This window comes from Paraburkholderia sp. HC6.4b (assembly GCF_014200875.1).
In the GTDB taxonomy this organism is placed as follows: Bacteria; Pseudomonadota; Gammaproteobacteria; order Burkholderiales; family Burkholderiaceae; genus Paraburkholderia; species Paraburkholderia tuberum.
The window spans coordinates 104,136-129,992 of the sequence record NZ_JACHDC010000022.1; the positions used below are offsets into that span (position 1 = coordinate 104,136).

The window sequence follows — 25,857 nt, forward strand, 5'->3', positions numbered from 1 at the left end:
GGCACCCACCTACGCAACGATGAACGGCAACGACCACGACGCACCTTCTTCCAACCAACGCTCGCCGCTGCAAAAGCGGCTCTATCTCACCGGCGCGGCGATCCTGGTCGTCAGCCTGATCGCCGCGGTGCTCATCTACGTGAGCGTGCCGCCGCCCGATAGCGCGGTCGCGATGTACGGCATGATCGATCCGCGCTATCAGATCGAGCTACAGCAGATCGGCGGCAACGCGGCGGTACTGATGGCGCAGTTGCATCAATGGTTCGATAGCTTGTGGCATGGTGCCAGGCTCGCTTATACGGTCGCGGCGCTGGGCGCTGCGCTCGCGGCTGGCTGCATTTTCATCGGCCATTTTTTCGCGGACGATTGAGTCGCGAGGCGCTCGCATCGAGGCGCTCTAGTACCAAGACCGAGTCACCGCCTGCGTTGTTCTTCTAGATATCGAAGTACAGATAAAACTCCCATGGATGCGGACGCAATTTGATGGTGTCGATCTCGCGGCTGCGCTTGTAGTCGATCCAGGTCTGGATCACGTCGTCGGTAAAGACATCGCCTTTGCGCAGGAACGTGTTATCGGTTTCGAGCGCGGCCAGCGCCGCGTCGAGGGAGCCCGGCACCTGCCGTATATTGCGGGCTTCTTCGGGCGGCAGATCGTAGATGTTGCGGTCGAGCGGTTCGCCGGGATCGGTCTTGTTTTCAATGCCGTCGAGGCCGGCCATCAGCATCGCGGCGAAAGCAAGATATGCGTTGGCCGACGGGTCCGGACAGCGAAATTCGACGCGCCGCGCGTTCGCCGAATCCGAATACATCGGAATGCGCGCCGCGGCCGACCGGTTGCGCTGCGACATCGCCAGATTGACGGGCGCCTCATATCCGGGTACCAGGCGTTTGTATGAATTCGTCGTCGGCGCGCAGAAGGCCATCAGCGCGGGTGCGTGCTGGAGCAATCCGCCGATGTACCAGCGGCACAGGTCCGAAGTCAGCGCCCAGCCGCCCGCGTCGTAAAAGAGGTTCTGTTCGTCTTTCCACAGGCTCTGATGACAATGCATGCCGCTCGCATTGTCGGCGAACAGCGGCTTCGGCATGAAGGTTGCGACCTTGCCGTGCCGACGCGCGACGTTCTTGCAGATGTACTTGTAGATCATCACGTTGTCGGCCATCCGGGTCAGCGTCGCAAAGCGCATGTCGATCTCGTTCTGTCCCGCGGTCGCAACTTCGTGGTGATGCACTTCGATCTGTACGCCCGCCTGCTGGAGCGTCAGCGCGATTTCCGAGCGGATCTCCTGCAGCGTGTCATGAGGCGGCACCGGGAAATAGCCCTCCTTGTAGCGCTGCTTGTAGCCGAGGTTGCCACCGCCGTATGCGCCTTCGTCGCGACCGGTGGTCCAGTCGCCCTCGCCCGACTCGACGTAGTAGTAGCCGCAGTGCTGATCCTGGCCGAAGCGGATGGAGTCGAAGATGAAGAATTCGAGCTCGGGCCCGAAATAACACGTCGTCGCGATGCCCGTCTGGCGCAGATAGTTCTCCGCCTTTTTCGCCACGTAGCGCGGATCGCGCGAATACGGCTGCCGCAGCACGGGATCGACGACGTCGCAAATGATCGACAGCGTCGGTGTGCCGCAAGCCGGGTCGACGAAGGCCGTTGCCGGGTCAGGCCGCAGCAGCATGTCGGACTCGTGGATCTCCTGAAAGCCGCGGATCGATGAACCATCGAAACCGATGCCGGCGCTGAACAGGTCGTCGTGAACCTCGGGAAGCGTGATCGAAAAATGCTGCCAGAGTCCGGGCAAGTCGGTGAATTTCAGATCGACGATCTGAATATCGCGCGCTTGCAGCAGGCCGATCACATCGCTTGCGCTTTGTGGTCGCGTGACGCGATAGCTGCCCGCTTCGACGGACACCGCAAACGGCGATCCGGTTGTTCCTTGCGTACTGGCCATGAACTTTGCCCTCTTCCGCCCCATTACCACCCGTGTACTTATAGTCCAACGTTAGTACGTCCACGCGCGAAAACAAGGCGGCAGTGCGTGGACCTAGCGGTCTTGCTCCAGTGCCTTCAAATGAGCCTCGCCGGCATCTCTGGCAGCGGCGGAGGTCGCATACGTCTCGTCCGAAACGAGCGAGCGTTTGACCTCACGGGCCGCGAAGTCGACCAGCGTGATGACCCAGACATGCTCGCCACCCTGCTCGGCCGTTTGCACGAAAGCGCGCACGTCGCCCTTGTCCTCTGATTTCATCGTGACCTCCTTGTGGAAAAGTCGCGCGGAAAAAGGGGGCGCGACAATAAAGCCGTTCGCGAGCCGCGGTGCTTTCCTCACGGAGCGCGTAGCTTGATCTTAGGCAATGGAATCGATCCAATGACAGTTTTCTCGCTTCCGATGCCGAGCACAGCCGATGGGTTCGGCGGTGAAAACGGCTTGCCCGCAATCATCTAAAGCCCTCATCGAGACCTTGTCGGGAGGCGCGGTTGCGCCGGTCGAGTAACGCGGACGGGCGTTCGAATGGGGAGCAGCCGTCTCCCCCGGGGACCTCAGTCGCGGAAATCGAGCTCATTCAGCTTGCGGCGTGGAACGGCGTTGGCCAGTCCGTCTTGCGAACGAGATGAGCGCCGCCCGAGGTAACTCTTCGACTGAAAGCGCCCACAGCGAATACGCAACGCTGCGCTGGAACAACAAGCCGACAGCAGCCCGAAGCTGCCCCTTGCCCAGCGCGTACACCGAGTCGGTCACGGCGACGGCACCGTGCATCAGAATGCTGGCATGCCGGTAGCATCCCATCATGCAGTCATTGCAGGGTTGCCGTTGATCGGGCAGGCGGTCGAGGTCGAAGACGGAGCCCATCGGCTCAGGCCACGCCTCGCAACGCCAAACATCGAGGTTCCAGTCGATATAAAAGTACTTGCTGCCACCGATGCATGGAACCAGTTGCTGTTCGCCGCGCACGAAACGCGCGACCTCGGCCAGCGCAGCGCTCGGGTCCATGACACGGAAATGCTTCTTGAGGCGCGCGATTGCGCTCAACGCTTCGAGTAGTTCGTCGGTGTTCAGGTCGACGAGTTTCGATTCTTCGTCGTAAACAAGCGATGTAGATCCAAACGCCTCGCGCCGTGGATAGGAAAAAACGACGGCATCGAAGCCGAGCCGGTTGAGCGTCTCGGGAAGCAACTCGTAACGGACCAGTCGGCTCACCGTAATCGATGCGCAGACCTCGATGCCGAAGCTATGGGCCTGAGTGATGCCCTCGCGGATGCGGGCCTCGAGACCGCGCAGACCGCGATTGCGCTCATGCTCGCGCATGTCCGCGCTATCGATGGAAATCAGCAGACGCCTGAGGCCGGCCGCCGCCAGTGGCTTGATGTAGCGGGGAAGAAACCAGCCGTTCGTGATCACGCCGCACTGCATGCCGGCCTTGGTGGCCGAAGCCACGAGCGATGCGATCTCGGGATGAACCAGCGGCTCACCTCCCTGCAGCGTCATGTAACGAATCCGGCGTCTGCGCAGGATCGGCAGTGCGCGCGCGAACTCATCAGGGTCGAGATAGCGACGTGGCCCCGCCAGATCTTTCTCGCGAGAGAACCCGCAGAAGTCGCATGCGGCGTTGCAAACGTTCGTCACCGATACGTCGCACACCGCGGGCAGCGGATTGTGCGGTTCGCTGCCGACACCGTCTGCATGCCGCTGATCGCGCCACTTGATGATCCGCTCTGTCGTATCCATGGGACCCTCACGGCCTACCGACGAATTCGGCAAGAAGCTTCATAGAATACGCTCGACGCGCTGCGCGTGATCCATTCTTACGCCAGCCTACGCCCCGACCCGTGACGGTCAGCGGATGGAAACTACGCACCGTTGAAGTTAAACAACCGCATAACGGCAACCACGCGCAAATGACGTTGCCTATCATGCGTACCGCGCCGTCAATCTGGCAGCAGGCACTGCCTATTTCCAGATTTGCACGCTCCCATCGAGATACCCAATCTCCTTCGTCTTGCTGCCCGTAAGCAGGCACGAGCTTGAAACGGCCCGAGTCTGGAGCGCAAGTCGGCTCACGTCTCGCAGATGTGCATAGGATTTCAAACGAGTCGGCGTTTTTGGTGTGACATCCCGTTTCAGGCTCCTGATAAACACGCGCCGCACAGTCGGTAACCGCCTTACGCCATCCCACAAGGCGACGGGAGGATCTGCGAGCGTAGATCCGCCGGCAGGGCTGAACCGACGCACGAATGTCCGCGCGAAAGCATGGGCAACGGCTGCAAAGGCCCGGATTTTGCCGTCGCCCGGTCAGACAGGTTTCAGCTCTTTCTGGAGGTTTTCGGCACAAATGGCGTGGGTGTGTGCAGAACCTTCTCGCTTCCGCACTTTGGGCAAGCCGGATGAGCGTTTTCATGTTCAGCAAGATGCTCGGCGTGTTCGAACATCTCACCGCACTTCTCACACCTGTACCGGTAAGTCGGCATGGCATTCCTCCAACGAGAATCCCGCACGTCGGGCTGACCAGATACGTCTACGACGTCGGCAATAACCCATTCTAGTCCAGGAAAGTGCGAGAAACGCCTGCGTGCACCTCGCGCGCAGCGCTCATCGTATGGGGCGAATGTCAGTTTGCCCATCGCTTACCAGCCGAAATACCTGCACGGCATCTTCCAATGTGGACGCCTGTTCTTGCATGCTGGCTGCCGCGGCTGCCACCTGCTCCACCAGGGCAACGTTCTGCTGGGTCATCTCGTCCATCTGCCCGATCGCGCGGTTGACTTCGCCGATGCCGGTACTTTGCTCGTTGCTCGCGTGGGTAATCTCACCCATCAAAGTGACCACACTATCGACAGCCGTGACGATTTCGGTCATGTCCCGGCCAGCCTGGTCGACCAGTTCGCCGCCTGCATTGACGTTGCCGACCGAGTCGGTGATCAGCGCCTTGATTTCCTTGGCGGCCATGGCGCTGCGTTGGGCCAGGCTGCGCACCTCGGCGGCGACGACCGCAAAGCCGCGTCCCTGGTCGCCGGCGCGTGCTGCCTCGACGGCCGCGTTCAAAGCCAGGATATTGGTCTGAAAGGCAATTGAGTCGATCATGCTAATGATGTCGACGATCTTGTGGGAACTGCCGCGGATCAACGACATGGTGGTCACCACATGCCCCACCACGGTGCCGCCTTTGACCGCGAGATCGGAGGCCGAGGCGATGTGTTGGTTGGCGTGCGAAGCGCGTTCGGCATTGGCGCGGACCATCGCCGTCAACTGTTCCATCGTCGACGCGGTTTCCTCGAGCGAGCCAGCCTGCGCCTCGGTGCGGGACGAAAGCTCCGCGTTGCCGGCCGCAATTTCGCGCGCGCCCAGCGCGATCATATCGGAGGCACGTCGGACGTTGCCGACTACCGAGGCCAAACCGACACTGATGCCGTTCATTGCCTGCATCAACTGGCCCAGTTCGTCGCGCCGGCTGACATGAACTTGCGCGGTCAAATCGCCGGCCGCGAGTTTTTCGGCGGCGGCCTTCGCTTCGAGCAGTTGCATGCCGAGACCGCGCCGGGTCGTCACGAAGACCAGCGCGCTGACCAGCAGCGCGCCGAGTAGCCCGAAGCCGATCACCCCGGTTTGCAGGAAAGCGGGCAATGCCGCTCCCGGGCTCGATCGGTCGGGGGGGATCACGGCCTCCAGCAGCCGACCATAGCCCAGCAGAAGTACGGTATTGGCGGCCAGCGTAAGCAGCGCGAGTCTGGCTCCGATCGACAGGTTCCACACCTCACTGACGTCGAGGCCGACATACAGCGCGCCGATTATCTCGCCAGAACTGTCCCGGATCGGCTCGTACCGTGTCATGTATTGCTTGCCGAATAGCGTCGCGTAACCGGTGTAGGGTCGCCCGCCGCGCAGCATCCGATAGCCGGGATGCGAGCGGTCGAGTACCGTGCCCACGGCCCGCTCGCCGGTTTGCCTTTTGACCGAAGTGGCGACGCGCACGAAGTCGTCGCCAATTGCGACGAATAAGGTGCCCGTCGCGCGGGTCTTGCCGGTGAAGTGGTCCACTTCGCCGTAGTTGAGGTTCAGCAGGGTGTTCCCGTTCAGCAGCCCGGGGGTCATGACACCGAGGATGTCGACACTGCTTGATTCGTCGCGTGAAAATGGAGCTGGAAAATACCTGGCGAGCGTTCGCGCGTGACGGCGCACCTGGGCCTTGAGCGGCAGCAGAGAGTACATGAAGTGAACCCCGTCGACTAAGTCAGCGAGCCGAATAAATCGGCCGTTTTATTCTGAATTCATTAGACAGAATATTGCATGAGATGGCAATAGAGTGTGCTCGTTAATCTCAGCTCACTGAAAGGCGGCGCCAGGGCGAACCTCAAGAATATCGGCATGCGCCGTGGCGCTCCGCGCGGGTCATAGATGTTTGAACACGCCGAACGCCAGAGCACGCAGTTCTTCGAACTGCGTGACGAGTTCGACACACAAACTGAAGGCCAGCATTGCAGTCGCGAAATGACCGAAGTGTATGCTGGACAGATATGTTTCGATGGTCGAATCGAAGCCGTTCATGTTCTTGTAATCGATATCTGCCAGTCGAAGCGGAACGTCAGAATAATTGAGGCAAGCGACAACAAATGAGGCGCAGACAACGTTTGCTAGCAATTTGCCCGTCCGAGGCGGTGTTCGCGGCATGCGCCGCCTCAGTGCGAAGCCAGGGCGGCCCGTTATGGCGCCCCCTTAACCCGCTCATGCGGATTCTCCACTCCCGCCATGCTCAGCGCCTCATGCAGCGTGCCGAAAATACAGCGCTCCTCGACGATCGGCGTGATTCCATGCCGATCCATATCCGAGCGCAAATAGCGATTCACCCGCGCAAAGACCACCTCGATCCCATTGCGCTTGAGCGCCGAGCACAACTCGCCCACCGAGCGCGCCGCCGAATAATCGACATCCGTAATCGCGCTCGCATCGACGACGAACCAGCGCACGGCGTTCGGTGCGTGATCGATCAGGCGGCGCGTATCGTCGACGAAAAAATGATCGTTCGCGTAGAACAGATCGGCGCCGAAACGATAGACGATCAACCCAGGCGCGGTCTCCACGCCGGGCACCGCCGGCACCGGCACCCACATGCCGTCGCCGTTGGGCGCGAGCATCATCGTGTGGGGGCGGTAGCTGTGTCGCACGTGACGCAGCAACGACAACGCGACGGCGACCAGAATGCCGTGCTCGACGCCGATCAGCACGACCGCCGCCGCCGTGAACAAAGCCAGCGCGAATTCGCCGGGACTTTCGCGGCGAATCGAAAAGAGCGACTGCAGATTGACCAGGCCGACCGCGATCGTAAACACGATGCTCGCGAGAATGCAGTGCGGCAGATACTGCAGATAGCGGCTGAAAAACAGCAGCACGACCACCACGACCGCCGCGAACACGAACTGCGCGAACTGGCTGCGCGTGCCGGCGCGATCGGCCATCGCGGTCTGCGTCAGGCTGCCGTTGACGACGAACGCGCCGGAAAACGCCGCCGCCGCGTTGGCGGCCGCGATGCCGAGCAGGTCTGCGTTGATATCGACCGGCTCGTGATAGCGGTCGGCGAACACCCGGCTCGCCGCGGCGCTTTGCGCGACGATCATCACGAAGCACGACGCCGCGACCGGCACGAGATCGAGCATCTGCTGCCACGTCACCGACGGAATCCGCAGCGGCGGCAATCCGCCCTCCACCGGTCCGAGGATGGAGATGCCGTGCGCGGCGAATCCGAACACATCGCTCGCGGCAATGCCCGCGACGACCGCGACCAACGGCACCGGCAGGCGCGGCCAGAAACGTTTGCAGACGAGAATCGCGGTCACCACGAGCAGCGAGATCGCCAGTGTCGGCCGATTGATCTGCGCGGCGTCGCTCACGACGAGCAGCAGTTGTTTCACGCTGCTCGCCGCATGTCCGGGCACGCCGAGCATGTCGCCGAGCATCGCGATGCCGACCTGCACGCCGACGCCCGCAAGAAAGCCGACCAGCACCGTACGCGACAGGAAATCGGCGAGAAAGCCGAGCTTGAAGATGCGCGCGACGAGCAGCAACGCGGCCGTCAGCAATGCGACCATCGCCGCGAGCGCCGCATACTCGGCGCTCGACGCGGGCGCCATCGTCGAAAGACGACTCGCGAAGATCGTCGCGGTGGCCGAATCGGCGGCGACGACCAGATGCCGCGAGGCACCGAAGAACGCGAACGCGACGAGCGGCAGGAACACCGTGTAGAGCCCGGTGACGGCCGGCATGCCGGCAATGCGCGCATAGCCGAGGACCTGCGGAATATCCATCGACGCAAGCTGCACACCGGCCAGCGCATCGCGCGCCGCCGCAATCCGGCTCAAAGGAAGAACGCCCTTCAGCACGCTGGCACGCGCCGCCATTTTTTGCAGAGAATCTTGCATACGCGATGCTGACCTAAAACGAAAGTAATCGCGCATCGTGCCGCGAACCGGCGCGCCAAGGCAAGACTTATGGAAGGGAGAACGGGCTATTGACGAAAACGAGAAAGCAAACCGAAAGAACGCAAACGATTGCTCCTTTCAAGCGCACAACAAACTAACGGACGTTAATCGCAAAGCGAAAATCTCCACGGCGCAGCCGCGGAAAAAAACGCGCGAAGAAGATCTACCGTTTGAATTGCCCTGTCTGCGGGTCCACATGGCGCGCGAAACCGAACAGCGCAGCGATGCAGATCGGACAGGCGATCAGAAAGATGGCCAACATCACACTCACCCCGTAACAACTTGTTACCGGGAAGTGTAAAGAAATTTGAAGTAAGTTTAATGAGGGAAAACCGCAAAGCACTATTGCGAAGGATTACGGGAGCCTTAAAGAGATCGTCGATACGCAAGTGAAAACGCGAATAGGCCGCCACGGCGCGCGTGCGCGCGCCAGGCATCACAGCGCCACGATTAGGCAAACCCTTCTACCGCTTTGCGCCGCGCGTATTTTTCTTCGGCATCGGCGCTGGCCCGACCGATTCGCGCATCGTCACGCTGAGCGGAAACTCGCGCACGATCTCCCAGGTGGTGCCGTAACACTGGTTGATGAGCCAGCGCACCGCGTTTTGCGTAAGTTCCCCGGTTGGAATATGCACCGACGTGAGCCCGGGCGCCGCGTAGGCGGCCGAGTAGTCGTCGTCGTAGCTGATCACGGAGATGTCGTGCGGCACCGAAATGCCCGCCTGGTGAAAGCGCGCGAGCACGCTGACCGCCATCGTGTCGTTCGCGCAGAACAGGCCGGTCACGCGCCGCTGCGTCTCGAGCAGCTTCTGCGCGGCCGCGTAGCCGCCTTCGGGCGAAAAGTCGGATTCGATCAGCGTGACGTCGTCGCGCGCAATGCCGGCTCGCGCGAGCTCGGCGAAAAAGCCGTCGATCCGCATCACGTTGTCCGACGCGGTAGCGGGCCCGGAAATCACCGCGATGTCGCGATGCCCGTGATCGAGCAGCGTGCGCGCCGCGAGTTCGCCGCCGCGCCGATGATCCGCGCTGAACGACGCCTCGGGCAACTGCTCGAACGCGCGATTCAGGAACACCATCTTCGGATGCATGCCATGCAGCATGATCAGGTCTTCGTCGTGCAGATCGTGGCTGATCACGACCACGCCATCGCAATCGCGGCCGATCAAAAAGCGCACTGCCTCGATCGCCTGCTCGCGCGGCGACACCTCGCCGCAACCGGTCGCGACCACGACATGGCGCCCCACCGCGCGCAGCTCGGTGTCGGTCTGCTTCAGGATCGTGCCGTAGTAGGAACCAAAGAAGGTCGGCACGAAGATGCCGATGATGCCGAGCTGCTGCGTCGCCATCGCCCGGCCGATCGACGACGGGCGGAAATTCAGCGCCTCGATCGCCGCCTTCACGCGCGCCGCGGCATCGGCGGAAATCGGTCCCTTGCCGGAAATGGCTCGTGAGGCGGTCGACATGCCCACGCCGGCCAGTTCCGCGACGTCCTTGAGTGTTGCCACGCGGTTCTCCATCAAGCCTGTCTCGACGAGCCGCTTCGCGCGTGACGCGCCGCGGCGTTATAAGCGCGCGCCGCTCGCTTCGTCGAATAGCGAGACATGCGCGGCGTCGAACGAGAACGCCACGGTGTCATCCTCCGCAATCGGCGCTTTGGTCTGATCGATCGACGCGATCTGTTCGCCATGATAGTCGAGCCAGATCACGCGGTGGTTGCCCATCGGCTCCATTAGCGAAACTTTCGCGCGCTCGCTGGCGCCTTCCGTGATATGCACGTCTTCGGCACGCACGCCGAGCACGCAGCGCACGCCCTGCGCGGGCGCCCCCTTGAACGCGTACGCCGACACGTCGATCCGCACCTGCCCAGTGCAAAAGTGAAGCGCGCCGTCGCGCGTCTCGAGCGTGCCCCTCAGCAGATTCATCGCCGGCGAGCCGAGGAAGGTCGCCACGAACAGATTGTTCGGCCGCGCATAGACCTCGGCCGGCGTGCCGAACTGCTGGATCACGCCGCCGCGCATCACGGCCATGCGCGTCGCGAGCGTCATCGCCTCGACCTGGTCGTGCGTCACGTAGATCATCGTCGCGCCCAGGCTGTGATGCAGCTGCTTCAGTTCGCGGCGCAGTTCGGTGCGCAGCTTCGCGTCGAGGTTCGACAGCGGCTCGTCGAACAGGAACACGTCGGCCTCTCGCACGATCGCGCGGCCGATCGCGACGCGCTGCCGCTGTCCGCCCGACAACTGCGACGGCTTGCGCTTGAGCAGCGGCCCCAGTTGCAGCATCTCCGACGCGCGGGCGACACGCCGCGCGATTTCCGCCTTCGGCGTGCCGTTGATGCGCAGCGCGAACGACAGGTTGCGCTCGACGCTCATGGTCGGATACAACGCGTACGACTGGAACACCAGCGCGATGCGGCGATCCTTCGGATCGGCCCACGTCATGTCTTCGCCGGCGATCTCGATGCTGCCGTCGCTGACGTCGATCAATCCCGCGATGCTGTGCAACAGCGTGGACTTGCCGCAACCCGACGGTCCCAGCAGCACGACGAACTCACCGGCGAGCACGTCGAGATCGAGGTTCTCGATCACCGTGTTCGAACCGAGGCGAATCGTCAGATTGCGGACCGCCACATTGGCGGGATGCGTGAGCGCCGCGGCGTCGGAGTCAACGTCAGCGCTTGCACCCCGCACGCCGGCCGCATCGATCGTATTAGCCATGTTTGCCATGCCCTACCCCTTGACGGCGCCCGACGCAATGCCGCGCACGAACCAGCGGCCCGAAATGAAATAAACCGCGAGCGGCACCAGCGACGTCAGGATCGTCGCCGCCATATTGACGTTGTAGAGCCGCTCGCCGGTCGTCGTGTTGATGATGTTGTTCAACTGCACCGTCATCGGCAGATTCTTCGTGCCAGCGAACACGAGGCCCAAAATGAAGTCGTTCCAGATGTTCGTGACCTGCATGATCAGCGCGACGACGATGATCGGCGTCGACATCGGCAGCATCAGTTGAAAGAAGATGCGCCAGAAGCTGCCGCCGTCGATGCGCGCGGCCTTGAACAGCTCCTGCGGAATCGACGCGTAGTAGTTGCGGAACAGCAGCGTCATCACCGGCATGCCGAACATCGTATGGATCAGCACGATGCCCGGCAGCGAGCTGAACAGATGCACGCTCGCGAGCACGCGCACGAGCGGATAGATCATTACCTGCACTGGAATGAACGCGCCGACGAGCAGCACGCCGAACAGCAGACCCGCGCCGCGCGGCCGCCAGAACGACAGCGCGTAGCCGTTCACCGCGCCGACCATGATCGACAGCACTGTGCTTGGCACGACGATACGCACCGAGTTCCAGAAGCCGACGCGAATGCCGTTGCAATCGAGCCCGGTGCAGGCCGACTGCCATGCGGCGCTCCACGCGTCGAGCGTGAAATGCATCGGCAAGCCGAGCAGATTGCCGAGGCGGATCTCGCTCATCGGTTTGACCGACGTGACCAGCATCACGTAGAGCGGCAGCAGAAAGAACACCGCCGCGGTGAGCAGAAACGCGTAGATGCCGAGCCGCGCCGGCGAGAACGCCGAGCGGCGGGGCCGCGTGCGCGCGCGATGCGGCATGCCGCCTTTGAGCGTGGAATCGAGCGTGTTCATCCTCTCTCCCCGCGCAGCGCCGCACGGCTGCGTGCATAGAAGAACGGCGCGAGAACCGCCAGCACCGTCGCGAGCAGCACGATCGATGCGGCCGACGCAAGGCCGATGTTCGCGCGCCCGAACAGATAGTCCATGATGAATTTGGCCGGCACTTCGCTCGCAGTGCCGGGGCCGCCCTGCGTCATCGCGACGACCGCGTCGTACAGCTTCACGACCATCACGAACAGCAGCACGAACGCGGTCGAGATCGACGGTCCGAGCATCGGCACCACGATGCTCGCGTACACGCGCCAGCGTGGAATGCCGTCGACGCGCGCGGCTTTCCACAACTCTTCGTCGATGCCGCGCAGGCCCGCGAGCAACAGCGCCATCACGAGGCCCGAAGCCTGCCACACTGTCGCGATCACGATCGTGTAGATGACCCAGTCCTGATCGACGATCCAGTCAAAGCGCGCATGCGCGAAGCCGAGATTGCGCAGCACCTGCTGCGCACCGAGCGCGGGATTCAGGATCCATTGCCACACGAGCCCGGTCGCGACGAACGACATCGCGTACGGATACAGAAACACCGTGCGCAACGCGCCTTCCGCGACCACGCGCTGATCGATAAAGATCGCCAGCAGCAAGCCGATCACCATGCACGCGATGATGAAACACGCGCCATAGATCACGATGTTCTGCAGCGACGTCAACCAGCGGTCGTTGTGAAAGAGCCGCACGTACTGCGTGAAGCCCACGAAGTCGTTCGACGGAAACGTGTGCGAATTGCTGAGCGACACGCGCGCGGTCCAGACCATCGTGCCCAGGTACGTGAACACGACGGTCAGGAGCATTGGCAGCAAGGCCAGCCAGACCGCGATCGAAAACCGCCGGCTCAGCGGCTTGTTTCGCGGTTTGGGGTGCGACTTGCCCTGTGGTTTCGGACCCCCGGCTGGCAGCTTGAGCGCGTGCACGGCGAGGCCTAGCCCTTCAACGCGCTGGCGAACGCTTTCTGCGCGTCGTCGACGGACTCGTTCTTGTTCCAGAAGTTCGTCACGACGTCAGTCAGCGCACCCTGCATATCGGGCGACAGCAGCATTTCCGGATTCGGCAACTGGCGCGACTTGTCCTTCATGATCGCGATGCCCTCCTTGGCGCAGACGTCGAGGCTGCTTTCGTCGACGTCAGACCGGATCGGAATCGAGCCCTTCTTCGCGCTGAACGCGACCTGCGCGGACGGCGAGGTCATCACCGTGGCGAGCAGATTCTGCGCCTTGATCGCCGACGCGCTGTCGGTCTTCGGGAACACGAAGACGTCGCCCGCGACCAGATACGGCGAACGCGGACCGAAGCCCGGGAAGCAGCCGAAGTCCTTGCCCGCCGTTTGATTCGCCGCGACGAACTCGCCCTTCGCCCAGTCGCCCATGATCTGAACGCCGGCCTTGCCCGAAGTCACGAGCGCGGTCGCGTCGTTCCAGTTGCGGCCAGGCGAGCCCGGATCGACGAAATCGTGCAGCCGCTTGAACGACACGAGCACCTTCTTGAACGCATCGGAGTTCACCGCGTTCTGATCGTGATCGCGATAGACCTTCATATACAGGTCCGGGCCGCCCACATCGGCGAGCACCGCGTCGAAGGTGATCTTCTCCTGCCACGGCTGGCCGCCGAACGCGAGCGGAATCACGCCCGCGCTCTTCAGCTTGCCGAGATCGGCGATGAATTCGTCGTAGCTTTTGGGCTCGCTCGCGATGCCCGCTTTCTGGAACACCGGCTTCGAGTAGAAGAACCACGCGGGCATATGAATGTCGACCGGCGCCGCGTAGAAATGGCCCTTCACGCGGATACTGTCGAGAATCGACTGCGGGAAAATGCCGTTCCAGTTTTCTTTCGCGGCGACGTCGTCGACGTTATTCAGGAGTCCCTGGTCGATCAGATCGTGAAACTGCTTCGACGTATTGAACTGGGCGGCGGTGGGTGGATCACCGCCGACGATCCGGTTGATCGCGGTGGCGCGCGCCTGATCTCCGCCGGCGACTGCGTTGTCGACCCATTGGCCGCCGGCCTTGTCGTACGCGACGGCAAACTGCCGAATCGCGGCCGACTCGCCGCCCGAGGTCCACCAGTGAATCACGTTAGCCTTGAGCGGTTCCGCATGCGCGACGACGCCATACAGCGCCAGTGCCGCAACTACGCCTCTCAAGACCATTCTGTTGCTGTTCATCCCGTCTCCTCCAGGCTCAGTGCCCGTGTGTCAAGTCGAAATACCAATCAGCTCCACCCGGCTTTACATCGTTGCTGCGTCGTTTTAATTGTGTTTATTGCGCTTGCGCGTTGCGATCTTGGAGGAATTTCGACACCAGCTCCGCGCTGCGCTTGACGGTACGCTTCTGAGTTCGGTAGTCGACGTGCACGATGCCGAAGCGCCGCTCATAGCCGAAAGCCCACTCGAAGTTGTCCATCAGCGACCACAGGAAATAGCCGCGCACGTCGACGCCCGCCTTGATCGCCTGATCGACCGCGGCGAGATGGCGCCTCAGGAACGAGATGCGCTGCGTGTCCTCGACGCGGCCGTCGATCACCTTGTCGTCCGATGCCATGCCGTTCTCGGTGATGTAGATCGGCGGCAGATTGGCATAGGTATCCCTGAAACCGGTCAACAGATCGCGAAGACCGTCAGGGTAAACCTCCCAGCCCATCTGCGTGCGCTCGACACCCTCGAGCGGCACCTCCTTGAAACCGTGCCCACCATCGCTCGCCACGTTGGTGCGGAAATAATAGTTGATGCCGAGAAAATCGAGCGGCGTATTGATCGTCTGCATGTCGCCTTCGAGCACGAGCGGCTCGCTGCCAGGCCACAACTCGAACAGGTCTTGCGGATACTCGCCCTTGAACAGCGGATCGAGAATCCACGCGTTGTGCTGAACTTCGAACAGCTCGGCCGCGCGACGGTCGGCGGCGCTGTCGCTATTCGGCGTGCCGCGCCCGACATTCGCGACGATGCCCTTGTGCGAGCGCGGATCGTTCGCGCGCAGCACCGGAATCGCGAGACCGTGCGCGAGCAGCAGATGATGCATGGCCTGCGCGGCGAAACGCAGGTTCGAGAGTCCCGGCGCGTGATGGCCGTTGCCGTAGCCGAGGTACGCCGAACACCACGGCTCGTTGAGCGTCGCCCACGCATCGACGAGGCCGTGCAGCTCGCGGCTCATCAGATCCGCGTAATCGACGAAACGGTACGCGGTTTCGCGATTGAGCCAGCCGCCGCGATCCTCGAGATGCTGAGGCAGGTCCCAGTGATAAAGCGTGACGAAAGTCGTGATGTTCTTCTCTTTGAGCCGTCCGAGCAGGCGCTTGTAGAAGTCGAGCCCCTTGCGGTTCGGCGTGCCGTTTTCGTCCATCACACGCGGCCATGCGGTCGACAGCCGGTACGCTTCGAGGCCGAGGCCCGCGAGCAGGTCGACGTCCTGTTCCCAGCGATGATAGTGATCGCACGCGACGGCGCCGGTGTCGCCGGCCAACACCTTGCCCGGTGTGGCCGAGAACGTGTCCCAGATCGACGGCAGGCGGCCGTCTTCGTTGACCGCGCCTTCGATCTGATACGACGCGGTGGCCGCGCCGAGCAGGAAATCCTGGCGCCACAGCGACGAATCGGCGGGCGGTGTGAATTGATCGGAATGCGGTTCGCCGTGAGCGGTTGGACGGGCGGCGTCGATGACTGCGGATGCGTCGTTGACCACGGATTCTCTCCTGCCAATGAGGTCGTTGAACCGGGTGTGGTGGAACTCGAGGCGCTGGCGTTCGAACTTGCTGTGAACGCTTAAGTGGAAGCGCTTCCACACTGTCCAGCGAACGATAGCAGCGGAGAAATCGGCGCAGCAATCCGGGTTTGTCTGGAGGGTTTCTGGCATGCGTGCGTGGGTGATGCGGCGCGCATCGGGGGTGTTCACTGCAACGGATAGTTACGGCTTCCGACGAAAATCCCTGGCAGCCGTGCAACGCAAAGTCTCGGATCGCCGACAATCGGCTTATCCACTGAAGCATGGAAGACGATTGCGATGAGCGAATTCAATCTGTCGGAACTCTACCGCGGCTATATCGCCTGCCTGAACACGCAGGACTGGTCAAAGCTGCGAGACTTCGTTGGCGAAGACGTGAAGTACAACGGCCAACGAATCGGTTTGTCGGGCTATCGCGAGATGCTGGAAAGAGACTTCCGCGAAATTCCCGACCTGCACTTCGAGATTCAGATCCTGGTTTGCGAGCCGCCACATATCGCAAGCCGATTGCATTTTGACTGCACACCCGTCGGCATGTTACTTGGGCTTCCCGTGCAAGGAAAACGGGTGGAGTTTTCCGAGAACGTCTTCTACGAGTTTGGTGACGGCAAGATCCAGCAAGTCTGGTCGGTCATCGATAAAGCCGCGATCGAGAGTCAGTTGTAGCGGCTCAGCGACACGCGTGTCGCTCGCGTGCATCTTTTTGTGCGCGCGGAGACGCCCCGTCAGCGAGGCTGTCACGGAGCGCATCGCTCCGGCAAACCTCCGTCTCCGTTGAAGTCGCTATGCGCGGCACTCATGGCAAAACCGAACTCGCGCGGCAATTCTGCCATGTGGGAACTGCCGCGGTTATCAGAAACGCCCGCATTTCACTTCGATTCTTTTTTTATCGGGCGAATGCGCTCGTCTATGGCTTGTCGTCCTCGCTATCGGGGTCGATGTCGGGATCGAGCGGCGGCTCATCCGGGTCCTGCGATGGACCGAGGTCGGGCAGATCCGTCTGCACGACGTCGGACTGATCCGGGCGGATCGGGTTTTCGTCCTTGTTCGGTGTGGTTGCCATGGCCGGTCCTCCTTAGGTCGTTGCCATGCTGAAGCGGCAGCAAGTTCCGCTCCCGATCCAGACGCGGCCATGCCCGTTCCAGTCACAAGTCGAAGCCCATTTGCGCACGGCCAAGCTCGGTGAGATCGTCTGGCGTCGCGCGGCCGACGAAATCGACTTCGAAATGATCGGCCGGAAAATCCGGCGGGCTCCTGCCTTCGAGAAAGCCTGGCAGTTGCCGCTTCAGATACGCATCGTTCTTCGCGCAGCCCGGCAGCGAAGCGATATACATCACGTTGCTATAGCCGTTGCCGCGATGCGCGTCCTCGACCGCGTGAATGACGTCGCTATGCCAGAACACGGTGTCGCCCGCCTGCATCAGCGGAATCGACGACAGCGCATGAAACAGCGGCGCGTGATAGTCGGACTTGATCGACAGCGCGCGCCCCGGCAGCGCTCCGCACAGATCGTCTTCGGCGACATCATCCTGAAGCGCGCGCAACAGGATGTAGACCATCGAGTTCGCCATTGGCACCAACTGCAGCGTGCCGTCGCCGGGACCCTGCGGCGTCAGCGCGGTCCAGCCTTGAAACGTGCGGAACATCGAGCAGACGGCCGGCGATGCGATCTCCTCGACTTCGGTTCGCCACGCGGCGTCGAACGGATCGTAGTCGCGCCAGTGGCCCGAGAACACATGGCGATAGACCTTGCGGAAGTTCGGCTCGATCCAGCGCTCCACCGAACCGCCGTCGCAATGCGCCGACAACCCGAGCGATTCCGATCCGGGCGGCCGACGGCGCAGGCGGTCCGCATACACCGGCACATGGTTCGGATCGAAATGCACGCGCCCTTCGCTTTCGGTGCGCCACAGCCGGTTCAGGAACACGCGGGCCTGCGTGAGCTCGGTCGATTGCCGCGCGAGCACCTGCGGTTTCGACCAGTACACACCGTAGATTTGCGGCTTGCTCGAGGCGAGCTGCCCAAAGTACTTGTCTTCCGCGCGATTCTGCAGCTTTGCGTCGAGGTCGTTGCGCTCGACGTAGTCGGCGATGTCCTGATCCCATTGCTCGACGAGCGACCGGTCGAACACCTTGCGGATCACACAGGCGCCGTGAGCTTTGACGAGCGCGATCTGCTCGTCGGTGACGCGGTTCGTCACGATGTCGGCGAACTGGATTTCCGGAATGACCGGCTCGCCGCGCTCACGCAGCGTCGCGATTCGCTCCGCCTCCTTCGTCATCGCCGCTTCGACGTCGGCGAACACGTCGCGGTAGTTCGGCAGCATCGCGCGCAGTTCGCGCTTCGCTTGACGGATCGCTGCCGGCAGGTCGTCGATTTGCAAGGCCATGGCATCGTCTCCATATGGTTTCTGATGCTTGAAGCGTACGCGAACGATCGCCGCCTGCGTGATACTATCCGGTCAAAGATTTGACGATTTCGGACATGAAAGCCGCTTTTGAACATGTGGATTTTGGCCGGGACTGTTCGGTCAGGGTTTACCACCGCCGGCTGCCCCGCATCCCTTTCGAATGGCACCACCATCCCGAGTACGAGCTGACGCTGACGATGAACAGTCAGGGCAAGCGGTACATCGGAGACTCCGTCGCGACCTACGGCGCGGACGATCTGGTGCTGGTGCCCCCGAATCTGCCGCACACTTGGGCCTCGAACCGTTCGATCGACGCGGCGCACCCGCAGGTCGCGATCGTCGTATGGTTCGACGGCGCGTGGGTGCGGCGACTCGCCGATGTCTGCCCCGAATACAACGGACTTTGCGACCTGTTGCGCAGAGCGGCCTGCGGCCTCGCGTTCGAAGACGGTGCCGGCACACGCATGCGCGAACACCTCGACCGCCTGCTGTCCGACAAACCGCGCGAACGCTTGCAGGCGGCGCTCGATGTACTGGATCTGCTGTCGGCGCTCCCCGCCACGCCGCTCGCGTCCCCAAGCGCATTCGACGCGCGAACCGGAACGCCGACTGGCCACGAATCCGATCAGATCAATCGCGTGCTCGCGTTGATCGAAACACAGTTCGCGCATCCGCTTCGGCTTTCCGCGCTGGCCAAGGCGTCGGGGCTTTCCGAGCGCTCGTTGACGCGGCATTTCACGCAGCATCTTGGCGAGAGCGTCGGGCGCTACGTGACGCGCGTACGAATCGGCCACGCATGCCGGATGTTGACCGATACGCAAGCGCCGATTTCCGTCATTGCGACGCGCTCCGGATTCGCGAACGTCGCGAATTTCAACCGGCAATTCAAAGCCGCCAAGGACATGACGCCGGTTGAATTCAGGCAGCAGTTCGCGGGCGCGCGGCGGGCGGAGCAACAGATGTCGCCAATGCTCACCGAGCGCTCGCCTTCTCTGCAGAGACTCCGCAACAAAGGAGACGGCAAACGGATGTCCGGGCCCTCGCGCGCAGGCCGGCAGTCCGAATGACCGGACTACTCGGCGAGCAATCCCTGCAGGCGCCAGACATTTTTTGCACGTCAGGGGGAGTACTTGCAGCAAGGGTGGGGCCAGGGATTTTATGGCGCACACTATGCGCTGGCGGCGAAATTTCAACGCGACGGCAACGCGCGGCTGGTCGACTGCAATACCCGACTCTGGAGGCACTCCATGAACGAACAAGCGATACGTGAAGCCTTGAACGCACACTGGCGAGCGTCGGCGGACGGCGATCTCGACGCCGAACACGCTATCTACGCCGACGATGCGATCTGCGACTATCCCCAATCAGGCGAGCGAATCCACGGACGAACCAATTTGCAGGCTCTGCGCGGCCATCATCCCGGCAAGCCATCGGGTTTCGCGATCAGGCGAATTCAAGGCGAAGGCAATCTGTGGATCACCGAGTACACGATCAACTATCAGGGGCGCATCGCTTACACGGTCAGCGTGATGGAGTTCCGCGAAGGCAAGGTCGTCCGCGAGACGCAGTATTTTGCTGATCCGTTCGAGGCCCCGGATTGGCGGAGTCAATGGGTTGAGCGGACCGCGTGAAAAAACGCGCCGCGGCCGTGTAGGACCAAGGTCCGATTGATGACAAACGCGCGCATGCGACTATGCTTCGAGGGGGCTGAAGCCCGAACTTGACGAGGTTCGCTATGCGGCAGGCCAAGATCGTTATCGTCGGCGCGGGGCTGGTCGGGGGATCGGCAGCCCTGTTCGTGGCGTTGGCCATTCCGAGTGCGAAAGTCGTCATCATCGATGTCGCGCGGGTGCGCGCTGAGGGACAGGTTCTCGATCTCGCCCACGCCGCGGCATTCTGGGGGCACAGCCGTTTTCGCGCAGGGGACTACGAAGACGCGCGTGACGCCGACATCGTCGTGATCACGGCCGGCGCCGGCGTCAAACCCGGCGAGACTCGCCTGCACCTTGCCAGAACCAATGCGGACATCGCGACCGAAATCGTCGGGCGGATCGCGCCGCTCGCGCCCGACGCCATCTATCTGATCGCGACCAACCCATGCGACGTGCTGACCGGCGCCGTTTACGACCAATTGCGTTGCGAGCGCGAGCGCGTCATCAGCACGGGAACCTCGCTCGATACCGGGCGGCTGCGCTCCCTGCTGTCCGAGCGGCTCGGCGTGGTGGCCTCCGCGATTCACGCCTATGTGCTCGGCGAGCACGGCGAATCGGCCGTGATCCAGTGGTCCGCCGCAACGGTCTGCGGCATGCCCCTCGAAACCTTCCTGACGCGCAACGGCAAGGAGCTGGGCCCCGCCAGCAGGGATCTGATCCTGCGCTCCGTCCACGAGGCGGCGAAGCTCATCAAGGAAGGCAAAGGCGCCACCCATTACGGCATCGCCAGCGCGATAGGAAGGATCTGCGAGGCCATCGTGCACGATACCGATCTGATTCTCACGGTTGGCATCGTCCAGCCCGAAGTGGAAGGCATACCGGACGTGTGCGTGTCGCTGCCAATGGTCGTCAATGGCGCGGGCGCGCGGTTGATCGCCTATCCGGAACTCGACCCTATCGAGCGCGAGACCTTGCTCGGTAGCGCGCGCATCGTCAAGGACGCGACGGAAAGCGTGCTCCACGTGCGGTGACACCTTCCCGCGCACTCCGAAAAAACCCAACCACGCCGGCACGAGGTCCATCATGGCTCCTACACCTGCCAAGGTTTCACGGCCCACCAGCTCGCCTCCCGCCACGCCGAAGCCCTCGGTCGGACTGCCGGCCGGCGTGTGGAAATATCTGGTACCGATCGCGGTCGGCGTCGCGCTGTGGTTTCTGCCCGCGCCCGCCGGACTCCAGCCGAAGGCGTGGCATATGTTCGCCGTGTTCGTCGCGACCATTGCCGGCATCATGACCGCCCCGCTGCCGATGTCGGTGGTTGCCATCATCGGCTCGACCATTGGCGTGCTCGTCGGCGTTCTGTCGTTTGCCGACGTCACCAAATCCACCGGCACCGACCTCGTATGGCTCGTGATGCTCGCGTTTTTCATTTCACGCGGCGTGATCAAGACCGGCCTTGGCCGCCGGATCGCGCTTCTGTTCATGCGATTGCTGGGAAAGCGAACGACGGGGCTCGGCTACGGGCTCGTGTTGACCGAACTCGTGATCTCCCCCGCGATGCCGAGCATCACCGCGCGCGCGGGCGGCGTGATGTTGCCGATCACACGAGCCATTTCCGAAGTGCTGGGCAGTCACGCCGACGATCCGGAATCACGCGTGAAGGTGGGACGCTACCTGATTCTCTGCGCCTTCCACGCGAACATCATCACGGCGGGCATGTTCATCACGGCAATGGCGGGCAATCCGCTGGCGGTCAGGCTGGCCGCGGACCAGGGCGTGTCGATCAGCTGGCTCGACTGGGCGGTGGCGGCGTCGATCCCCGGTCTGCTGTGCCTCGCCGTGATTCCGATCGCCATGCTGTGGATCGCCCCGCCGCAGGTCAGACGCACCCCCGATGCCACCGACCTCGCGCAACGAGAGCTCACGACGATGGGGCCCATCTCGGTCAAAGAAATCATCATGGCGTGCATCTTCGTCGGCTTGCTGGTGCTGTGGGTGTTCGGCGACGATCTCGGCGTCGGCGCAACGCTCGCGGCGGCGATCGGCGTTTCGTTGCTGTTCATCAGCGGCGTGCTGACCTGGCAGGACGCGCTGAACGAGAAGTCCGCCTGGGACACGATGATCTGGATCGGCCTGCTCATCATGCTGGCCTCCAAGCTCAACGAATATGGCATGGTGAGCTGGTTCGGCAAGGAATTCGGCGCGCATCTCGCGGGCTTTCCGATGCTGGCGGTCTATATGATGGTGGCGGCGATCTACGTTTACATTCACTACTTTTTCGCCAGCGCCACCGCGCATATCAGCGCGCTGTTTCCGCTCTCCATGGCACTGATGGTCGCCGCCGGCGTCCCACCCTTCGTCGCCGCAGTCTCGCTCGGCATTCTGAGCAATGTGAATGGCTGCCTGACGCAATATGGCATCGGCTCCGGTCCCGTCATGTTCGGCGCGGGCTACGTGACCCAGGGCGAATGGTGGAAGGCGGGATTTTTGATGAGCCTGTTTTACATGGTGGCCTGGCTGGTCGTTGGGCCGCTTTGGTGGAAGGTGCTGGGGCATGTATGAGACAACGCGACTTTCGCCGCGCGGCTCGTACGGCCCGCGCACACGTGATCCTGCTCCGCTTCCCGCTTCGTCAATCGCGAGCGGTCATGACCCGCGCAACTTCCCCGGTCGTCATCGATCGCCGCCGATCACCGCGACGCCGTCCGCAGCCCTGACGCCCGCGCCGGCCCTCCAATGCAACGCTTCAGTTGCCCGTGCCGCTCGTCTCGAAGGTTCCCCGATCATAAGCTTCGCAATAAGCCTTCCAGTCTGCCGCGACCTGCGCCTCACACTGCGTCGCAAGATCGATCAACGGCAGTTGCCAATCGCGCCGACTGCCAAACGCGATCAGATCGTCCGCGATCGCCGACTTCTGCCGCCCTCCGCTGCGCAGATGCGCCCACGCGCTCAACTCGGCCATGCTGTTGATCACTTCCTCGAGCCGCGGCAGCTTGCCGTCCCAGTCGGCAAGCGCGACGCGATCTTCCGATGGCTGCAAACTCCGCAGCACATAGGAGCGCTGGTTGAATTCCACCGCGTGCAAAAAGGCCTGCGAGACCGCCTGATTGCGCCGCTGCACTTCGACGACACGCTGCGCCTCGGTCTGCCACTTCGGCTGCGTCGCCGTCACGTGCGCACTCACTGATGACGGCAGCGCCTCTTTCAAATCGATCAGGTAGTTGCCATCGGGCGAGCCCTTGCCCTCGACCAGAATCACATAGCGATCGACACCGAGGCTGCCCGTCCCCGCAATGCGGCGCGCGACATCGAGCGTGCGGTAGAACTCGGGATTCGGCTCCGTCACCGCGAACTGCTGCATGAACTGCGCGACCGCGGCACGCCGTTCATCGCTGACGGGCAGCGCTTTCTTGCCGTCGACCTTCAGCATGCGCGTTTTGCCCTTGAGCACCGTGCGCCGGTCCAGATGCGCGGCGCGCGTGCGGCTCACGAGCGCGACGAACAGATCGCGCACCATGCCGGTCGCGGTCTCCGCTTCGATCCAGCGCGACTTGCCGTACGCGAGCGCGGCGCCGTAGGCATCGAGCGCGGTGTGGCACAGCGCGAGCGCTTCAGCGCGGCTCAGCTTCAGGTTGGCCGCGCCGACCAGCACGCTCGTCAACAGACGCACCAGCTCGTACGGAACCGGCGCGAGACAGGCTTCGTCGAAGTCGTTGTTGTCGAAGTAGACGAGGCGATTGTCGCCCTTGTAGCTGCCGAAATTTTCGAGGTGCATGTCGCCGCAGATCCACACGTGCGGCGCGTCGTCGAGTACGTTCGCGCGCGGCAGACGCGCATAGAACAGATGGCAGGTGCCGCGCAGAAATACGAACGGCGAGCCGCGCATGGCTTTGTATTTCATCGCGAGTCGTTCGGGGTCCCGCCCGGCGTTGAAGTTGGCGATGATCTTTGCGATATCGGACATAGCGGGTTCCGTTGAATGGGCAAGCTCGACGTGAGCTCCATGCCTGCTGCTGTGACCTCGGAGCGTGCCGCGAATTCAATGCGGGTTCAACCCGGATGCAGTGACGTGGCTGTCGTTGCTTGTCGCGGCAGTGGCGATCGGTGGGCTGCTTGCCTACGCGTATCGCCAGTGGGCGCGCTCGACAGGCTCGAACTTCGAGTTCTATGCGTCGTTGTTGGCGTTCAACGCGACCGCGCTCCTGTTGCTGACGAACGAGCTATGGTGGTTCGAATACATGTCCAATGTCATCAATGTGTCGCATCCATTGTGCTTACGACCTGCTGGACTCACCCCTCCCCACCGAACCTGCGCCGATACGCCCCCGGACTCGTCAACGCGATCCGGCGAAAATGCCGCCGCAACGACTCCTCCGACCCGAACCCCGCCGGCTCGGCGACGCGCGCCATCGGCAGCGGCGTCGCGGCTTCGAGCAACTCTCGCGCAAGCGCGACGCGCTCCCTGACGAGCCATTCATAAGGCGCCATGCCGGTCGCGTCGCGGAACTGCCGTTGCAGCGTGCGCGGGCTCATCGCCGCGCGCCCGGCGAGCGAGAGCAGCGTATGCGGCTCGGCCGCATGGCTGCGCACCCAGTCCATCAGCTTCGCGATACGTCCGCTTTCGTCGGGCGGCATCGGGCGCGGCACGAACTGCGCCTGGCCACCCTCGCGATGCGGCGGCACCACGAGCCGTTGCGCGACGCGATTCGCGACCGCGCCGCCATGATCGCGCCGCACCAGATGCAGCAGCATGTCGAGCCCGGCCGCCGATCCCGCCGAGGTGATCACCTGCCCTTCATCGACATACAGCGCGTCGGGCTGCACACGCAGTTGCGGATAGCGCTGCTGCAACTTGTCCGCGTAGCGCCAGTGGGTCGTCACGGTCTTGCCGTCGAGCACGCCGGCCGCCGCGAGCACAAACACGCCCGAGCAGATCGAGCAGAGCCGCGCGCCGCGCTCGTAAGCCGCGCGAAGCCTGCGCAGCAGCGCGGCCGGCGGCACCTCGTCGGCATCGCGCCAACCCGGAATCACGATCGTGTCGGCGCTCGCGAGCAGCTTCAGCGTGTAGGGCGCGGCCAGCGTGATGCCGCCCGCCGCGCGGATCGGACCGGGCTCGCTCGCGCAGACCGCGAAGCGATACCACGGCACGCCGAGCTCGGGACGCTCGAGCGCGAACAGTTCGGTCACGCAGCCGAATTCGAAGGTGCAAAGCCGGTCGTAGGCCAGCGCGACGACGAGATGATTGTGCATGGCGTAATGTTACCGAAGATTGACGATCACGCCACTTACCGGGCGACCCGCCGCTCGTCACAATCGACCGTGCCTGAAAAGCGCGCGTCCCACCACCTAATCAACTCACCCCTGCTGCCATGACTCACGACAACCTCACCACCGTCCCGAACGCCGTCACCGCGATCCCCGCCGCCGACAGCGCCGCCGCGCTCGCGCACTTCCAGGCGTCGCTGCGCTTCGAAACCGATTGCACCGACGTCCACGCCGCGCTCGCGAGCGGCGCGCCCGGCTTCGTGCTGCTCGACGTGCGCAGTCCCGCGCTGTTCGCGCAGGGCCACGTGCCGGGCGCGCTGAATCTGCCGCACGGCAAGATCGTCACGTCGAAGCTCGCGGCTTTTGCGCCGGACACGCTGTTCGTCACCTACTGCGCGGGCCCGCACTGCAACGGCGCGGCGCGCGGCGCACTGCTGCTCGCGCAGTTGGGGCGGCCCGTCAAGCTGATGGCGGGCGGCGTCACCGGCTGGCTGGACGAAGGCTTCCCGCTGAGCCGCGAGGACGCCGATCCGCCGTCCGATCCACGCTCCGATGCATAGCGTGACTCGCAATCCGACACGCGTTCCAGCGCGGCATCCGCCGCCGTCCGCGCGTCGGCTTTGCCCCCTGTTCGCAAATCGCAAATAAGTTAAACAAAAGTTCGAAAGGTGCCGA

24 protein-coding genes are annotated in these 25,857 nt (G+C 63.0%); 7 read left to right on the top strand and 17 right to left on the bottom strand.

Annotation, left to right across the window (positions count from 1 at the left end; genetic code table 11):
- The first annotated feature begins 19 nt into the window (after positions 1–19).
- Entirely contained in the window at positions 20–370 is a 351-nt protein-coding gene (locus tag HDG34_RS30025; RefSeq protein ID WP_184065320.1) for a hypothetical protein, read from the top strand.
- Positions 371–434: 64 nt separating this feature from the next.
- Here the strand turns inward: HDG34_RS30025 and glnA are convergent, their stop codons facing one another.
- The 13 genes from glnA to HDG34_RS30090 form a co-directional block, all read right to left on the bottom strand.
- Entirely contained in the window at positions 435–1,940 is a 1,506-nt protein-coding gene (gene glnA, locus HDG34_RS30030; RefSeq protein WP_184065323.1) for a type I glutamate--ammonia ligase, read from the bottom strand.
- 93 nt (positions 1,941–2,033) lie between these two features.
- Positions 2,034–2,237, bottom strand: coding sequence for a hypothetical protein (locus HDG34_RS30035; protein ID WP_018424860.1), 204 nt, complete (start codon positions 2,235–2,237; stop codon positions 2,034–2,036).
- A gap of 312 nt (positions 2,238–2,549) precedes the next feature.
- Positions 2,550–3,716 (bottom strand): radical SAM protein, encoded by a 1,167-nt coding sequence (locus tag HDG34_RS30040; RefSeq protein WP_184065326.1) that lies wholly within the window; start codon positions 3,714–3,716, stop codon positions 2,550–2,552.
- Positions 3,717–4,291: 575 nt separating this feature from the next.
- The gene (locus HDG34_RS40260) at positions 4,292–4,609 is read right to left on the bottom strand and encodes an FmdB family zinc ribbon protein (protein WP_409259621.1); all 318 of its coding nucleotides are present in this window, start codon (positions 4,607–4,609) and stop codon (positions 4,292–4,294) included.
- Positions 4,578–6,194 (bottom strand): methyl-accepting chemotaxis protein, encoded by a 1,617-nt coding sequence (locus HDG34_RS30050; RefSeq protein WP_184065328.1) that lies wholly within the window; start codon positions 6,192–6,194, stop codon positions 4,578–4,580. Before HDG34_RS30050 ends, HDG34_RS40260 begins: the two co-directional genes overlap by 32 nt.
- 180 nt (positions 6,195–6,374) lie before the next feature.
- Positions 6,375–6,653 (bottom strand): hypothetical protein, encoded by a 279-nt coding sequence (locus HDG34_RS40265; protein ID WP_409259622.1) that lies wholly within the window; start codon positions 6,651–6,653, stop codon positions 6,375–6,377.
- A gap of 32 nt (positions 6,654–6,685) precedes the next feature.
- Positions 6,686–8,398 carry a SulP family inorganic anion transporter gene (locus tag HDG34_RS30060; RefSeq protein ID WP_184065331.1) on the bottom strand — a complete coding sequence of 571 codons (1,713 nt, stop codon included), beginning with the start codon at positions 8,396–8,398 and terminating at the stop codon, positions 6,686–6,688.
- Between the two features lie 524 nt (positions 8,399–8,922).
- Positions 8,923–9,975, bottom strand: coding sequence for a substrate-binding domain-containing protein (locus tag HDG34_RS30065; RefSeq protein ID WP_184065334.1), 1,053 nt, complete (start codon positions 9,973–9,975; stop codon positions 8,923–8,925).
- A 45-nt stretch (positions 9,976–10,020) separates the two neighbouring features.
- Entirely contained in the window at positions 10,021–11,181 is a 1,161-nt protein-coding gene (locus HDG34_RS30070) for an ABC transporter ATP-binding protein (protein ID WP_184065337.1), read from the bottom strand.
- A 3-nt stretch (positions 11,182–11,184) separates the two neighbouring features.
- Positions 11,185–12,102: a carbohydrate ABC transporter permease gene (locus tag HDG34_RS30075; RefSeq protein WP_090806412.1), complete on the bottom strand. Its 918-nt coding sequence runs from the start codon at positions 12,100–12,102 to the stop codon at positions 11,185–11,187.
- Entirely contained in the window at positions 12,099–13,055 is a 957-nt protein-coding gene (locus tag HDG34_RS30080) for a carbohydrate ABC transporter permease (protein WP_184065340.1), read from the bottom strand. Before HDG34_RS30080 ends, HDG34_RS30075 begins: the two co-directional genes overlap by 4 nt.
- An 8-nt stretch (positions 13,056–13,063) precedes the next feature.
- Positions 13,064–14,302, bottom strand: a complete 1,239-nt coding sequence (locus tag HDG34_RS30085) for an ABC transporter substrate-binding protein (RefSeq protein WP_090806416.1) — start codon at positions 14,300–14,302, stop codon at positions 13,064–13,066.
- A 94-nt stretch (positions 14,303–14,396) separates the two neighbouring features.
- Positions 14,397–15,815, bottom strand: a complete 1,419-nt coding sequence (locus HDG34_RS30090) for a GH1 family beta-glucosidase (RefSeq protein ID WP_184065343.1) — start codon at positions 15,813–15,815, stop codon at positions 14,397–14,399.
- 318 nt (positions 15,816–16,133) lie between these two features.
- Between HDG34_RS30090 and HDG34_RS30095 the strand changes: the two genes are divergently transcribed.
- Positions 16,134–16,520, top strand: coding sequence for an ester cyclase (locus HDG34_RS30095; protein WP_184065346.1), 387 nt, complete (start codon positions 16,134–16,136; stop codon positions 16,518–16,520).
- A 241-nt stretch (positions 16,521–16,761) separates the two neighbouring features.
- Here the strand turns inward: HDG34_RS30095 and HDG34_RS30100 are convergent, their stop codons facing one another.
- Both HDG34_RS30100 and HDG34_RS30105 read right to left on the bottom strand, forming a co-directional pair.
- Complete coding sequence (locus HDG34_RS30100; protein ID WP_184065349.1) at positions 16,762–16,917, bottom strand: hypothetical protein; 156 nt, start codon at positions 16,915–16,917, stop codon at positions 16,762–16,764.
- 82 nt (positions 16,918–16,999) lie between these two features.
- Positions 17,000–18,244 (bottom strand): DUF1479 domain-containing protein, encoded by a 1,245-nt coding sequence (locus tag HDG34_RS30105; protein ID WP_184065352.1) that lies wholly within the window; start codon positions 18,242–18,244, stop codon positions 17,000–17,002.
- Positions 18,245–18,339: 95 nt separating this feature from the next.
- Between HDG34_RS30105 and HDG34_RS30110 the strand changes: the two genes are divergently transcribed.
- The 4 genes from HDG34_RS30110 to HDG34_RS30125 all read left to right on the top strand — a co-directional run bounded on the left by HDG34_RS30110 (position 18,340) and on the right by HDG34_RS30125 (position 22,479).
- Positions 18,340–19,332 (top strand): AraC family transcriptional regulator, encoded by a 993-nt coding sequence (locus tag HDG34_RS30110; RefSeq protein WP_184065355.1) that lies wholly within the window; start codon positions 18,340–18,342, stop codon positions 19,330–19,332.
- A 180-nt stretch (positions 19,333–19,512) separates the two neighbouring features.
- Positions 19,513–19,896, top strand: a complete 384-nt coding sequence (locus tag HDG34_RS30115; RefSeq protein WP_184065358.1) for a nuclear transport factor 2 family protein — start codon at positions 19,513–19,515, stop codon at positions 19,894–19,896.
- A gap of 104 nt (positions 19,897–20,000) precedes the next feature.
- On the top strand, positions 20,001–20,948 hold the full coding sequence (locus tag HDG34_RS30120; protein WP_184065361.1) for a lactate/malate family dehydrogenase: 948 nt from the start codon (positions 20,001–20,003) through the stop codon (positions 20,946–20,948).
- 52 nt (positions 20,949–21,000) lie between these two features.
- A complete protein-coding gene (locus tag HDG34_RS30125; RefSeq protein WP_184065364.1) occupies positions 21,001–22,479 on the top strand; it encodes a DASS family sodium-coupled anion symporter in 1,479 nt (492 codons plus the stop codon).
- Positions 22,480–22,663: 184 nt separating this feature from the next.
- Here HDG34_RS30125 and HDG34_RS30130 read toward each other — a convergent pair whose 3' ends face one another.
- Together HDG34_RS30130 and ftrA are read right to left on the bottom strand one after the other, a co-directional pair.
- Positions 22,664–23,881, bottom strand: coding sequence for a DUF2252 domain-containing protein (locus HDG34_RS30130; protein WP_184065368.1), 1,218 nt, complete (start codon positions 23,879–23,881; stop codon positions 22,664–22,666).
- A gap of 326 nt (positions 23,882–24,207) precedes the next feature.
- Positions 24,208–25,167 carry a transcriptional regulator FtrA gene (gene ftrA, locus HDG34_RS30135; protein ID WP_184065370.1) on the bottom strand — a complete coding sequence of 320 codons (960 nt, stop codon included), beginning with the start codon at positions 25,165–25,167 and terminating at the stop codon, positions 24,208–24,210.
- Positions 25,168–25,286: 119 nt separating this feature from the next.
- Between ftrA and HDG34_RS30140 the strand changes: the two genes are divergently transcribed.
- Positions 25,287–25,742 carry a rhodanese-like domain-containing protein gene (locus tag HDG34_RS30140; RefSeq protein WP_184065373.1) on the top strand — a complete coding sequence of 152 codons (456 nt, stop codon included), beginning with the start codon at positions 25,287–25,289 and terminating at the stop codon, positions 25,740–25,742.
- Positions 25,743–25,857 lie beyond the last annotated feature (115 nt).